The organism is Niveispirillum sp. FG156, assembly GCF_057809555.1.
Genome location: NZ_JBMDKE010000007.1, coordinates 141,617 through 154,986, shown reverse-complemented (window position 1 = coordinate 154,986; position 13,370 = coordinate 141,617). Strand labels below are relative to the sequence as shown.

General features: G+C 67.5%; 13 protein-coding genes. 8 read left to right on the top strand and 5 right to left on the bottom strand.

All coding sequences use genetic code 11. The features are described from left to right. Positions 1 to 6 precede the first annotated feature (6 nt). Positions 7 to 1,692 carry a methyl-accepting chemotaxis protein gene (locus ACODSP_RS06415; RefSeq protein ID WP_488964788.1) on the top strand — a complete coding sequence of 562 codons (1,686 nt, stop codon included), beginning with the start codon at positions 7 to 9 and terminating at the stop codon, positions 1,690 to 1,692. A 266-nt stretch (positions 1,693 to 1,958) separates the two neighbouring features. After that, on the top strand, positions 1,959 to 2,513 hold the full coding sequence (locus tag ACODSP_RS06410) for a YceI family protein (protein ID WP_488964787.1): 555 nt from the start codon (positions 1,959 to 1,961) through the stop codon (positions 2,511 to 2,513). A gap of 6 nt (positions 2,514 to 2,519) precedes the next feature. Here the strand turns inward: ACODSP_RS06410 and mltA are convergent, their stop codons facing one another. After that, positions 2,520 to 3,731, bottom strand: a complete 1,212-nt coding sequence (gene mltA / locus ACODSP_RS06405) for a murein transglycosylase A (protein ID WP_488964786.1) — start codon at positions 3,729 to 3,731, stop codon at positions 2,520 to 2,522. 74 nt (positions 3,732 to 3,805) lie between these two features. Beyond that, positions 3,806 to 4,516 (bottom strand): Tim44/TimA family putative adaptor protein, encoded by a 711-nt coding sequence (locus ACODSP_RS06400; RefSeq protein ID WP_488964785.1) that lies wholly within the window; start codon positions 4,514 to 4,516, stop codon positions 3,806 to 3,808. A gap of 137 nt (positions 4,517 to 4,653) precedes the next feature. On the opposite strand from ACODSP_RS06400, the gene ACODSP_RS06395 reads away from it, so the two are divergent. Beyond that, entirely contained in the window at positions 4,654 to 5,160 is a 507-nt protein-coding gene (locus ACODSP_RS06395) for an FxsA family protein (protein WP_488964784.1), read from the top strand. On the opposite strand, the gene ACODSP_RS06390 is transcribed toward ACODSP_RS06395, so the two are convergent. Continuing rightward, positions 5,100 to 6,116 carry an NAD-dependent epimerase/dehydratase family protein gene (locus tag ACODSP_RS06390; protein ID WP_488964783.1) on the bottom strand — a complete coding sequence of 339 codons (1,017 nt, stop codon included), beginning with the start codon at positions 6,114 to 6,116 and terminating at the stop codon, positions 5,100 to 5,102. The two genes, ACODSP_RS06395 and ACODSP_RS06390, sit on opposite strands and share 61 nt — an antisense overlap. Before the next feature lie 91 nt (positions 6,117 to 6,207). On the opposite strand from ACODSP_RS06390, the gene ACODSP_RS06385 reads away from it, so the two are divergent. Continuing rightward, positions 6,208 to 7,110, top strand: coding sequence for a LysR family transcriptional regulator (locus ACODSP_RS06385; protein WP_488964782.1), 903 nt, complete (start codon positions 6,208 to 6,210; stop codon positions 7,108 to 7,110). Here ACODSP_RS06385 and upp read toward each other — a convergent pair whose 3' ends face one another. Beyond that, on the bottom strand, positions 7,111 to 7,755 hold the full coding sequence (gene upp / locus ACODSP_RS06380) for a uracil phosphoribosyltransferase (RefSeq protein WP_488964781.1): 645 nt from the start codon (positions 7,753 to 7,755) through the stop codon (positions 7,111 to 7,113). A gap of 150 nt (positions 7,756 to 7,905) precedes the next feature. Between upp and ACODSP_RS06375 the strand changes: the two genes are divergently transcribed. Next, positions 7,906 to 9,738, top strand: coding sequence for an ABCB family ABC transporter ATP-binding protein/permease (locus ACODSP_RS06375; protein ID WP_488964780.1), 1,833 nt, complete (start codon positions 7,906 to 7,908; stop codon positions 9,736 to 9,738). Here ACODSP_RS06375 and ACODSP_RS06370 read toward each other — a convergent pair. Continuing rightward, the gene (locus ACODSP_RS06370; protein ID WP_488964779.1) at positions 9,735 to 10,112 is read right to left on the bottom strand and encodes a hypothetical protein; all 378 of its coding nucleotides are present in this window, start codon (positions 10,110 to 10,112) and stop codon (positions 9,735 to 9,737) included. The two genes, ACODSP_RS06375 and ACODSP_RS06370, sit on opposite strands and share 4 nt — an antisense overlap. Before the next feature lie 239 nt (positions 10,113 to 10,351). Here ACODSP_RS06370 and meaB point away from each other — a divergent pair, with 239 nt between their 5' ends. Genes meaB through ribA form a run of 3 tightly spaced genes read left to right on the top strand, consistent with a single transcriptional unit; the run spans position 10,352 to position 13,298 of the window. After that, complete coding sequence (meaB, locus tag ACODSP_RS06365; RefSeq protein WP_488964778.1) at positions 10,352 to 11,338, top strand: methylmalonyl Co-A mutase-associated GTPase MeaB; 987 nt, start codon at positions 10,352 to 10,354, stop codon at positions 11,336 to 11,338. Between the two features lie 45 nt (positions 11,339 to 11,383). Further along, a complete protein-coding gene (locus ACODSP_RS06360; protein WP_488964777.1) occupies positions 11,384 to 12,151 on the top strand; it encodes a CDP-alcohol phosphatidyltransferase family protein in 768 nt (255 codons plus the stop codon). 1 nt (position 12,152) lies between these two features. After that, a complete protein-coding gene (ribA, locus tag ACODSP_RS06355) occupies positions 12,153 to 13,298 on the top strand; it encodes a GTP cyclohydrolase II (protein WP_488964813.1) in 1,146 nt (381 codons plus the stop codon). Positions 13,299 to 13,370: the final 72 nt, after the last annotated feature.

Genomic DNA, 13,370 nt, shown 5'->3' with positions numbered 1-13,370 from the left:
GGGAACATGCGTGCGCTTAAGAATCTTCCCATCGTGTGGAAGCTGGTTCTGCCATTGCTGCTGATGGGCGTGCTGACCATCGGTACGTCGCTCTATGCCCTGTCTCAGATGGAGGCGGTGGGCGATGAATATCGCGGCATGCTGGACCGGTCGGAAAATGCCAAGGCCATCCTGAACGCGCGGGAGACCGCGACCGACCTGGGCCGCCTGGGCTACACGATGGTGGCGGAGACGGACAGCTTCATCCTGGAAAGCATGCAGGACGAGATCGCCCTGAAGCGGGATGAGCTGACGGGCCATCTGGACCGCGTGGAGAAGATCCTGCCTGAGCGCAAGGCCGACATCGACGCCATCCGCGAGGATACGCGCCGCATGCTGGAAATCGTCGAGCAGGCGCGCAAGCTGGCGATGGACGGCAAGGGTTCCCAGGCCGCCGCCATCCTGGTCGACCGGTTCGACATCAAGCTGACCGACGTTCTGGACAAGCTGGAAGTGACGACGGGCGATGTGCAGGCCAAGCTGGATGCCGGCAAGGAAGCCGCGCAGAGCCGGTTCGACCGCGCCCTGGCCGTCACCCTGATCGTGGGCCTGTCGGGCACGGCCATCGTGCTGGCCCTGGGTATCGCGCTGGGCATGGTCGGCATTTCCCGGCCCCTGCGCCGCATCGTCACCACCATGACCAAGCTGGCCGACGGCGACCTGTCGGTGAAGGTGTCGGGCGGCGACCGCCGGGACGAAATCGGGTCCACGGCCCGCGCGCTCGCCGTGTTCCAGAAGGGCATGCGTGAGGCGGAGACCATGCGGAATGAGCAGGCGGCCATGGAGGAACGGGTGGAGGCGGAGAAGCGCCAGGCCATGGTTCGTCTGGCCGATGATTTCGAAGGCAGCATGAAGGCGGTCGTCAGCGCCGTCGGCGGTGCCGCCGACCGCATGCGCGGCACCGCCCAGGGCCTGAACAGCGTGGCCGATGAAACCAACCGGCAGTCCGAGGCGGTGGCCAGCGCCGCTGAACAGGCGGCGGAGAATGTGAACACGGTGGCCGCCGCCGCCGAACAGCTGACGGCGTCGATCAACGAAATCTCCCGCCGCGTGGCCGAAAGCGCCACCATCGCCCATGATGCCGTGGCGGAAGCAGAGCGTTCGAACAGCACCGTTACCGGTCTGGTCGATGCCGCACAGCGCATCGGGGAGATCGTGCGCCTGATCGGCGACATCGCCAGCCAGACCAACCTGCTGGCGCTCAACGCCACCATCGAGGCGGCGCGCGCCGGAGAGGCGGGCAAGGGCTTCGCCGTCGTCGCGTCGGAGGTGAAGGCGCTGGCCACACAGACCGCCAAGGCGACGGAGGAGATCGGCAGTCAGATTTCCGCCATGCAGTCCGCCGCCGGCAATGCCGCCAATGCCATCCGGGGCGTGGGCGGCACCATCGACAAGATCAGCGATATCGTCTCCACCATCGCCACCGCCGTGGAGGAACAGGGCGCCGCGACGCGCGAGATCGCCAGCTCCGTGGCCCAGGCCGCCACCGGCACCCAGAATGTCAGCTCCACCATCGGCGAGGTGACGCGCGCCGCCGCCGAAACCGGCAGCATGGCCGGCGATGTCCTGAACGCCGCCAACGATCTGGTCGGCGAAAGCGCCGCCCTGAACCGTCAGGTGGCGCAGTTCGTGGCGAAGGTACGGGCGGGGTAAGAGCGGGCGGGGGTTACCCTCACCCTCCCAAGCCTTCCGGCTTGGGCCCCTCCCTCTCCCACCTTCGTGGGCGAGGGAAGAAGTTTCAGCCCCTCACCCACAAACGTTGGAGAGGGAAGAAATTAGCCCCTCGCCCACGAAGGTGGGAGAGGGAGGGGCCCGTCGGCGCCAGCCGACGGGAGGGTGAGGGAACCACGAAAGAAGTCCCACCTGCGGTCACGCCACCCCGGCGACGTCATCACTTCGGACCCCACCGGAGTATCCCCATGATCCGCCGCCTGCTGCTGGCCGCCACCCTGTTCCTGACCCACCCCGCCCTGGCGTCACCACAGACGCAGACGGTCAATGCCGCCAATACCCAGGTCGGCTTTTCCATCCGCTACCTGCTGCTGGCCAAGGCGACGGGCCGTTTCACCGATATTGGCGGCAGTTTCAGCTTTGATCCCGACACGGATGAGCTGGGCGGCATCGATGTCACCATCGCCACGGGCAGCGTCGATACCGGCAGTGCGGGGCGCGACCGCGATCTGCGGGGCGAGGATTTTTTCGCCACCGCGCAATATCCGGCCATGCGCTTCATCGGCCATCACGCCGTCCGCACCGGCCCGCATTCGGGCCGCGTCTCCGGTGAACTGACATTGCGCGGGGTGACAAAGCCCATCGACCTGGACGTCACCCTGGCCAATCACCGCGCCACGGCCACCACCAGCATCAAACGCAGCGATTTCGGCATGCGCCCCGGCCTGGCCAGCCTGTTCATCGCCGACCGGGTGGATATAAGGATCGAGATCGGCGACCTGCCCGGTGGGGTCGTGCCATAAAGACCCTCAAGACACCGCCGGCACCACACCCTTGGGCAGCAGCAGCCAGTAACGGCCCGGACTTTTCATCAGGCCGGCGCGCTGTTCGGCCTCGGCCCCATGGCCCCAGAACACATCGCCGCGCACGGCGCCGCGGATGGCCCCGCCCGTATCTTGGGCCACCATCAGGCGGCGGATGCGGGTCTTGGCATCCAGCGGGTCCTGCGCGTCCAGCCACAGCGGCACGCCATAGGCGATGAAGGTCCGGTCCACCGCCAGGGAACGGCCCGGCGTCAGGGCCACGCCCTGCGCGCCCAGCGGCCCCTCCCCCTCCAGCCGGCGGAAGAAGACATAGGATGGGTTGGTGTTCATCACGGCGGCGGCCTGGGCCGGGTTCGCCTCCAGCCAGACGCGGATCGACTGCATCGACACGTCTTCCTTGACCAGGGCGCCGCGCGCCACCAGTTCGCGCCCGATAGCGAAATAGGGCTGGCCGTTCTGCCCGTCATAGCCGATGCGGATCTGGCTGCCATCGGGCAGGGTCACGCGGCCCGACCCCTGGATTTGCAGGAAGAAGGCATCGACCGGGTCATCGACATAGAGCAGTTCCAGCCCCTTGCCGTTCAGGGCGCCCGCCTCGATCGCCTTGCGGTCGGCATAGGGTTTCAGCTGCCCATCGACCACCCTGCCCGCAATGCGCTCGCCCTTCAGGTTGGGGCGGAACTCGCCCAGTTCCACCATCACCAGATCGGCGGGGCGCTTGTAAAGCGGGGTCTGGTACTTGCCCTGGCGCTTGAACGATCCGCGCAGCGAGCTTTCGTAATAGCCGGTGAACAGGCCCTCGGCCTCGCCATTGTCGGTCGCGGCCCAGGGCTGGAACAGGCTTTCGACGGCACGGCGCAGGGCCACATGGTCGCCCGCCGGCAGCTTGGCGATGGCGGTACAGGGGCCGATCCAGTCGCTGATCCGGCCCATCATGCCATCGGGACCCAGCGCCCGGTCGCCCGGCTGCTTCACCAGCCGGTCACAGCTTTTCAGCAGGGCGGGCAGCGCGTCGGCCGTGCGGTCCACGGACCAGCCGGACAGGTCGCTGAAACTGGCGGGACGCAGGGTCAGGCGGGCGGGCGGCCTCTCCGCCTCTGCCGGGGCGGCCGGGGCGCCGGGCACCTTGGCCGGTTGCGAGGCACAGCCGGCCAGCAGGCCGAGGGCGAAAAGGGCGGCGAGGGAGCGAAGGTGCATCGGTAATCCATGGGGCGGACATGGAAAGGGCGCCCGGTAAGGGGCGCCCCGGAAGGACGGGCGGCGGAACGGCATCAACCGCCGCTGCGGGTTTCGGACAGGTGCCAGTTCGGGTCGCTGGCGCGGGTATTGCGGCTGAAGGTCCAGATATCGACCACTTCCTCGGGCCGCGCCTCGTCCCCATCGACGATATTGCCATCGGCGTCGCGCGTGACATGGGTCTGGCGGGTCGTGAAGGTGATGGTGCAACGCGCTGTCCGGCCATCCAGCTGCGCCGCCGACAAATCCACCGCCTCGAACGAATGGATACGGCTGTCCAGCGTCTCACCCGCCGCCTGCCGGTCGCGGATGGCGGCGGCGAAGCGGTCATAGACATCATCGGCCAGCAGCGGGCGCAGCGTGGGCGTGTCACCCTCGGCATAGGCCTTGACGATCATCTCGAACGCGGCCTTGGCACCCTGCAGGAAGGTGCGCTCGTTGAAATTGGGATCGGCGGCGCGGATCAGGCGCAACCCATCTTCCAGCGAGACGGGGCCGGACGGGTCCGGCAGGTCGGGCATATCGGCGGCGGGGCCGCGACCCGGCAACTGGATGACATTGTCACCCTCCACCGTGGGGCCGGTGGCGCCATTATTGTCGCGCGGGGTGAAGGGGTTGGGGCGTTCCCGCTCCTCCCCATGCTTGCGGCCAAGCACGTTGCGCAGGCGATAGATGAAGAACGCCGCCACCATCGCGAAAATCAGAATTTCCAGCCAGACGGAGCCGCCGCCCATCGCATCACCCATTTCTGCCCTTGCGCCCGACCGGGTATGAACACCATCTGATGCGGGTGGCACCCTCTCGCCATCCGCCCGCCGGGGCGTTAATTTATGAAAGCCTGTCCGTTAGATAGGCTCTCAATCGTGAAAGAGCAAGGACAGCCATGCGTTTCCTCCTTCCGTTGCTGCTGCTTCCGCTGCTGGAAATTGCCGGTTTCGCCTGGGTCGGGTCCCAATTGGGGGCAATTACCACCGTGTTGCTGGTGGTTCTGTCGGGCGTGATCGGCGTTCTGCTGCTGCAACGCACGGGCCTGGAAAGCGTGCGCCGCGCCCAGGTGGGCCTGCGCACCGGCGAGACGGAGCCGATGCGGCAGATGTTCGGCGGGCTGTGCACGGCCTTTTCCGCCATCCTGTTCCTGATCCCCGGCTTCATCACCGATATCCTGGCCCTGATCCTGTTCCTGCCCCCGGTGCGCAATGCCCTGCTGGCCCGCATGACCATCTTCATGCAGGTGAACGGCCAGAGTGTCCGTTCGCGCCCGTCACCGCGCGGCGGCAATCCCGTCATCGATGTCGAGTATGAGGACGTGTCCCGGCCCGGCAGCGGCGATCAGGCAGGCGACCTGCCCCCGCCCGACAGCAAATGGCGCCCGCCCGCCGACAATCCCTGATCCAGACAGCCCAGGCCCGTCAGGGTATCGGCCACCGCCCGGTCCAGCTTCGTATGCGGAACGGTCCCCAGAAAGGCCGAAAGCCTGTCACCGGGCATGCGCAGCGGCTGTTCCCACAGATAGCGCATGCCGGCAATTTCCCGCAGGGTCGGCATGACCATCCCGGCCATGCGGACCAGGGGCCAGTTCAGCCTTTTCACGGGCAGGCCCGGCGTGCCGGTCACGCGCCGGATGGCATCGGCCATGCCCATCCCGTCCGCATCCCAATGCCCCGCGAAATGGAACCGGGCGAAGGATGGAAGGTCGGCCCCCCGGTCCAGCAGGGCCAGCATGGTTTCGGCCAGATCGGGCACATAGGCCCATTGATGGCCGATGCCGGGGCGGCCCGGCAAGGTGATCGACCGCACCGGCGTCCCCGCCTTCACCATGCCCTGCGCGAACCAGCTGTTGCCGGTATGCGGCCCGAAGAAATCACCGGCCCGCAGGATCAGCGCCCGCCCCCCATCATCGGCCAGACGCCGCAGCCGGTCCTCCAGCGCCACACGGATGCGGCCCTTCTCCGTCATCGGGTTCTGCGGCGCATCCTCTGTCAGCAGCGGCCAGGCGTCGGGACCGAAATTATAGATGGTGCCGGGCAGAACCAGCCGCGCGCCCGTGGCCCGCGCCGCCGCGACCGATGCGTCGATCATCGGCAGGACCAGTTCGGCCCAGCGGCGGTAACCGGGCGGGTTGACGGCATGCAGAATGACATCCGCCCCGTCTGCCGCCGCCACAACAGTGTCGGCGCGCAGCGCGTCGCCCCGGCGCCAGTCAAGGCCCGGCGGGCCTTCGGTCAGGCTTTCCGGGTGGCGGTGCAGGGCCCGCACCGTCCAGCCGCGCGCCAGCATCCGCCGCGCCACCTCGCCGCCGATCCCACCCGTAGCGCCCAGGATCAGGGCCGTTCCCTTCGTCTGCATGACAATCTCCATCCGGTTGATGGGCAGACTTTGCGCCGGGCCTGTGTTAAACGGAATTCAACAAAACTCTGGCGATACCATACGAAAATAGATGAACAGCCGGCCCGACCCCGAATGGGACCTGTATCGCAGTTTCGCCACCGTCCTGCGCGAGGGCTCCCTGTCGGCGGCGGCCCGCGCCCTGGGCCTGACACAGCCGACCTTGACCCGGCATATCGACGCGTTGGAGCAGGGGCTGGGCCTGACCCTGTTCACCCGGTCGCAGCGCGGGCTGCTGCCCACGCCGGCGGCACTGGAACTGGCGCCCTATGCCGATCATCTGTCGGCGACGGTGGCGGCCCTGCGCCGGGCGGCGGGCGGACAGGGCGGGGCCGTGCGTGGAACGGTGCGTGTTACAGCCAGCGAGGTCGTAGGCGCGGAGGTGCTGCCCCCCATCCTGTCGGCCCTGCACGACAGGCATCCCGGACTGCTGGTGGAACTGGTCCTGTCCAACCGAGTGCAGGACCTGCTGCGCCGTGACGCCGATATCGCGGTGCGCATGGTGGAGCCGGCACAAGACAGTCTGCTGGTCCGCCGCCTGGGTTTCATCCGCCTGGGCCTGTTCGCCCATCGCCGTTACGTTGACCGGCATGGCGTACCGACGGATGTGCCGGACCTGTCCGCCCATGCCCTGATCGGCCCGGATCAGGAGACGCCCCTGCTGCGCACGGCCCGTCAGGCCCTGCCCTGGCTGGATCAGGTGCGGTTCAGTCTGAAAACCGACAGCGATCTGGCCGCCCTGGCCGCCATCCGCACCGGCTATGGCATCGGCATCTGTCAGACAGGCGTGGCGGCCCGCGATCCGGACCTGATCCCCGTTCTGCCCGGCCTTCTGGACCCGCTGCCCCTGCCGGTTTTCGTCACCATGCATGAGGATCTGAAGGCCACACCCCGCTGCCGCACCGTGTTCGACATGCTGGCGGCGGGGTTGGCGGATTATATCAGCACCTGCTGATCACTTGGTCCCGAACAGCCGGTCGCCGGCATCGCCCAGGCCCGGCACGATATAGGCGTTTTCGTTCAGGTGACTGTCCAGCGCCGCCGTATAGACCGGCACATCGGGATGGGCGGCATGGAAGGTGCGCACGCCTTCCGGTGCCGACACCAGCGCCATGAAGCGGATCTGGCTGTCCTTCACGCCATGGCGGTTCAGGACATCGACGGCATGCACCGCCGAATGGCCCGTGGCCAGCATGGGATCGACCAGGATGAACAGGCGTCCCTCCGCATCCGGCAGCTTCACAAGATATTCCACGGGCCGCTTGGTCTCATGATCGCGGTAAAGCCCGATATGCCCCTCCCGCGCGGCGGGAACCAGTTCCATCAGCCCCTCGGCCATGACCAGACCGGCGCGCAGGATGGGCACCACGGCCAGCTTCTTGCCCTCGATCACGGGTGCATCCATGGGGCAGAGCGGGGTTTCGATGGTCTGCGTGGTCAACGGCAGATCGCGCGTGATCTCGTACCCCATCAGCAGGGCAATCTCGCGCAGCAACTGCCGGAACCCCATGGTCGACCGCGTCTTGTCCCGCATGCAGGACAGCTTGTGCTGGATCAGCGGGTGATCGAAGACGAACAGGTTGGGAAATTCGCTGCGCATGGGGGTATCCGGGTCTGGGATCGGGTATGCGGGGCAGAATAGCCAAGGCGAGACGGCAAATACCAGCCATGCCGAAGCCCCGCGCTGTCATTTACCGCGTTGCGTCCATATGATCGCTTCCCGCCTTGCCCCCATCATTCCCGGACCATCATGCGCCGTCACGACCGCCCCACCGGCAACCACGACCCGTCACAGCGGCCAAAGCGCCTGACCGACGGGCAGGTGCTGCGCCAGTTGCTGCCCTATCTCTGGCCGGTCGGGCAGACGGGGATCAAGGTGCGGGTGGTCACGGCACTTTTGTTCCTGGCGGCGGCCAAGGCGGCCAATGTCTCGGTCCCCATCTGGTACAAAGGTGCCGTCGATGCCCTGACGGCGGGCGGCAATCTGGCCACCAGCCCGGCTGTGGCCATCCCGGTCGGCTTCATCCTGGCCTATGGCCTGGCCCGCGTGCTCAGCCTGGCATTCGGGGAGTTGCGCGACGCCATTTTCGAACGGGTCAGCCAGCGGGCCATGCGGGTGGCCGCCCTGAACGTCTTCCGGCATCTGCATGCCCTGTCCCTGCGCTTCCATCTGGAGCGGCAGACAGGTGGCCTCAGCCGGGTGGTGGAGCGCGGGACCAAGGCCATCGACAGCCTGCTGGGCACGTCGCTGTTCAACGTGCTGCCCACCCTGCTGGAAATCCTGCTGGTGACGGGCATCCTCTGGCACCTGTTCGATATCCGCTTTGCCGCCGTCACCTTTGCCACGGTCGCGGGGTACATCTGGTACACGATCACCGTCACCAACTGGCGCACCCGCATCCGCCGCGACATGCTGGACGCCGATACCCGCGCCAGCGCCAAGGCCATCGACAGCCTGCTGAATTACGAGACGGTCAAATATTTCGGCAATGAAGGGTTCGAGGCCAGCCGCTATGACAAGGCGCTGCGTGCCTACGAGGATGCGGCGGTACGCACCCAATCCTCGCTGTCGCTGCTGAATGTCGGGCAGGGCGTGATCATCGCCGCCGGCGTGGTCAGCGTCATGTGGATGGCGGCGGGCGGCATCATCAGCGGCGAGCTGACCATCGGCGATTTCGTGCTGGTGAACACCTACCTTTTGCAGCTCTACCAGCCGCTGAACATTTTCGGCTTCGTCTATCGCGGCATCAAGGAATCGCTGAACGAGATGGAGCGGATGTTCGAACTGCTGGCCGTGAACCGGGAGGTGGAGGATGCACCCGATGCCCAGCCACTCACGGCCAAGGGCGGCGAGATCCGCTTCGAAGGGGTGGATTTCGCCTATGACGCCCGCCGGCCCATCCTGAAGGGCCTGGATTTCACCGTCCCGGCGGGCCACACGGTGGCCGTGGTCGGGCCGACGGGGGCCGGGAAATCCACCCTGTCCCGCCTGCTCTACCGGTTTTACGACGTCACGGGCGGGGCCGTGCGGGTCGACGGACAGGATGTGCGGGCCGTGACGCAGGACAGTCTGCGCGCCGCCATCGGCATCGTCCCGCAGGATACGGTGCTGTTCAACGACACCATCCGCTACAACATCGCCTATGGCCGCCCCGGCGCCACCCAGGATGACCTGGACCGCGTGGCCGACGCCGCCCAGATCGGCGATTTCATCAAGGCCCTGCCCGATGGCTGGGACACGATGGTGGGCGAACGCGGGTTGAAACTGTCAGGCGGGGAAAAGCAGCGCGTGGCCATCGCCCGCACCCTGCTGAAAAACCCGCCCATCCTGATCCTGGACGAGGCGACGTCGGCCCTGGACACCCATACCGAACGTGAAATCCAGGCGGCCTTGGGCCTGGCCGCGCGCGGCCGCACCACCCTGGTCATCGCCCACCGCCTGTCCACGGTCGTGGACGCGGACGAGATCATCGTGCTGGAGGCCGGCCGCATCGCGGAGCGCGGCAGCCATGCGGCCCTGCTGGCCCAGGACGGGGCCTATGCGGCGCTGTGGGCAAAGCAGCAGGAGGGGGTGGCGGTTTAATCCCCCCGTCCCACCAACCACTCCCCCAACCGCTCCCGCTCCACCCCCGACAGGTCGTAGAACGCCACGCCCAGCCCGCCATGTCGGCGCCACGCAACAACCGCGTCGCCGGCAATGTCGAAATCGCCCAGGGTCAGGACAAAGCTGAACCGGTCCTGCGGGTTCAGAAGGCCGCGATAGCCGACCACGCACATGCCCGCACCATTGACCTCCGTCACGGCCAGCACCTGTTCATTGACCAGCGCCGACACACCGGCCAGCGGCGGATATGTAAGCGGACGGCGGCGGAACAGCCGGGTCAGCCAGCGGCGCAGCGGCGGCAATGCCGCGATGGGGCGGGCCGGGCTGTGGCTGGTCTGGACGGTGGCGGTCATGGGCGCGGTCCTGGGGATAAGCCTGGGGATGGCCAGGGGGATTTCATGTGGGCTGGCTGTGGGCAAGTTGTGGGCGGATCGGTGGATAAATCCAGAATCACATGGATTCCCGCCGCTTGCAAAGCACTGCCGATGGTCACACACCAAAGAAGTAGGAACAGGCCCGCACCCCTGGCGATTTGACTAGACCGCCCGCCTGTTCCAAAGTGCCGCCCCCGTTGCCGCCTGGAGCCACGCCCATGCCCATCGCCGACCTTGCCGAGCGTATCCGCAGCGGTGACCGGCGTGCCCTGGCGCAGGCCATCACGCTGGTGGAAAGCACCCGGCCCGATCACCGCGAGCAGGCGGAGGCCTTGCTGGCGGCCCTGCTGCCCCATACCGGCAAGGGCGTGCGCATCGGCATTTCCGGCGTGCCCGGCGTCGGCAAATCCACCTTTATCGAGGCGTTCGGCCTGCATGTCATCGGCCAGGGGCACAAGGTGGCCGTGCTGGCCATCGACCCGACCAGCCAGCGTACCGGCGGTTCCATCCTGGGTGACAAGACCCGCATGGAGTTGCTGTCCCGCGATATCAGCGCCTTCATCCGCCCGTCGCCCGCCGGCGCCACCCTGGGCGGTGTCGCACGGCGCACGCGCGAGGCCATGCTGCTGGTGGAGGCTGCGGGCTTCGAGGTGGTGATCGTGGAGACGGTGGGGGTGGGACAGTCGGAAACGGCGGTGGCCGACATGGTCGACCTGTTCTTGCTGCTGCTGCCGCCGGCGGGCGGGGATGAATTGCAGGGCATCAAGAAGGGCATTGTCGAACTGGCCGACATGATCGTGGTCAACAAGGCCGATGGCGATCTGGCCAATGCCGCCCGCCATGCCGTGGCCGAATATCGCCACGCTTTGTCGCTGCTGCGGCCCGCCAATGCCAATTGGCGGGTGCCGATCCTGTCCTGTTCGGCGCTAAACAATCGGGGCATCGATACTGTCTGGGACGGGATCGGCGATTACCGCCGCATCCTGGGCGATGACGGGTCCATCGCACGGCGGCGGGCCGAACAGGCGCAGGCCTGGATGTGGAATGAAATCCGCGAAAGCCTGATCACCGCCTTCCAGGCCGACCCGGCGGTGCGCGCCGAACTGTCGGGCCTGGAACGCGCCGCCGCCGACAGCAGCGTCACGCCGGGGGCCGCCGCCCGCCGGTTGCTGGACCTGTTCCGGCATCGCAATGGTGCGGAATAAACATCCGCCCCTTGCCAATCCGGTCATTCCGCCAAACTATCTTGCATGGAATTGACCGCCGCCTCTCCCCCTCCCTCCCCCTGGCATCTGCGCCGGCCTGTGCTGACGCACCTGCTGGCGGCTTCCTGCCTGCTGCTGGCGGTGACGGTGGGGCTGGGGCCAGCGCTGGGCCTGCCGGGAACCTATGCGGTCTTCTGCCTGTTGGCCTTTCTGCCAGCCGCCTGGTTCGCCCTGACGCGGCTGGATCTGCACCGGGCCCCGGAATGGGGGCACGCCAACCGGGTGACGCTGCTGCGGTCGGTCCTGCTGGCGCTGGTCGGGGGCAGCCTGCCCTTCGTCCATGATCTGGACGCAATGCCGGCCTGGGTCCTGTCGGTGATTGCCGTCACGGCGCTGGTGCTGGACGGGGTGGATGGTTGGCTGGCGCGCCGGCAGGGAATGTGCAGCCCCTATGGCGCCCGCTTCGACATGGAAATGGATAGTGTCGCCATCCTCTATCTCTGCTTACTGCTCTGGCTGTCGGGGGAGGTGGGGGGATGGGTGCTGCTGGCGGGGCTGCTGCGGCCCCTGTTCGTGGCGGCGGGACGGGTCTGGCCCTGGCTGGATAATCCCCTGCCCTTCAGCCAGCGGCGGCGCCTGATCTGCATGGTGCAGGTGGGCGTGCTGGCGCTGTGTGCCACACCGCTGCTGGGGCCGCCGCTGACCGGCTTTGCGGTGGGCGCAGCCCTTGCGCTTTTGCTTTTCTCTTTTACCGTCGATACGGTTTGGCTGCACAGCCACCGTCATGACGGTGGTGGGACGAATAATGGATAGCATGGTTCTGGAATACGCCTCCGCCGATCACGCCACCCCGCCGGACCATGCGGCCCAGCGCGCGGTGGACCGTGCCTTGTCCGAACTGCGGCGGGGCGAGGCGGTGGTGATCACGACAGAGGCAGGGACAGCCCTGCTGGCCTTCGCCGCCGAAGCCGTGACGACGCAAACCCTGAACCATCTGGCCCAACTGGCCGGCACGGCCCCGTCCCTGGTCCTGACGGGACAGCGCGCCGCCGCCCTGGGCCTGGATGTGCCGCTGGACCGACCGGTGCGCCTGTCCCCGCCCGCCGGCCTGACCGCCGATCTGGTGCGCGACCTGTCCGACCCGACCCGGCCCGCCCGCGCCGCCACGCCCACCGGTGCCGTCAGCCTGGATGGCGGGGCGGAGGGGGCGGCCACCATCCTGGCCAAGATCGCCCGCCTGCTGCCCGCCGCCATCGTGGCCGACCTGCCCGCCGGGCGCGGCGGCATGGTCGATGCCGCCGGCTTTGCCCGCCGCCATGACCTGCTGCTGGTGCGGGCCGCCGACATTGTCGATTACCGCCGCCGCTCCGCCCGCAGCCTGGCCCGCGTGGCAGAGGCTGCGGTGCCGCTGGAGGATGCGGAACGCACCCGTATCGTGGCCTTCCGGCCCAGCGATGGCGGGCCCGAGCATCTGGCCATCGTCATCGGCGATCCCGCACCCGGACAGCCGGTCCTGGCCCGCCTGCATTCGGAATGTTTCACGGGCGACCTGCTGGGCTCGCTGCGCTGCGATTGCGGGCCGCAGCTGCGCGGGGCCATCAAGGAGATCGCCGAGGCAGGGCAGGGCATCGTGCTCTATCTGGCGCAGGAGGGGCGCGGCATCGGCCTGATGAACAAGCTGCGCGCCTACCGGCTTCAGGATGGCGGACTGGACACGGTCGACGCCAATACCGTCCTGGGCTTCGACGCCGATGAACGCGTCTATCTGCCGGCGTCCAGCATGCTGCGCCAGCTGGGCTTCACCCAGGTCCGGCTGATGACCAACAATCCCGACAAGATGGCGCAGCTGGCCGCCAGCGGCGTGGAGGTGGTGGAACGCGTCCCCCACATCTTCCCCGCCAACGGCCATAACGAGGCCTATCTGCGCACCAAGGCGGAAAAGTCGGGGCATTTGTTTTAAGGCGCGTCGGGATTGATCGCTTTCCGGTTTAGTGCGGATTTCTTTTGACAGGAAACGGGCTTTCTTCGTCAT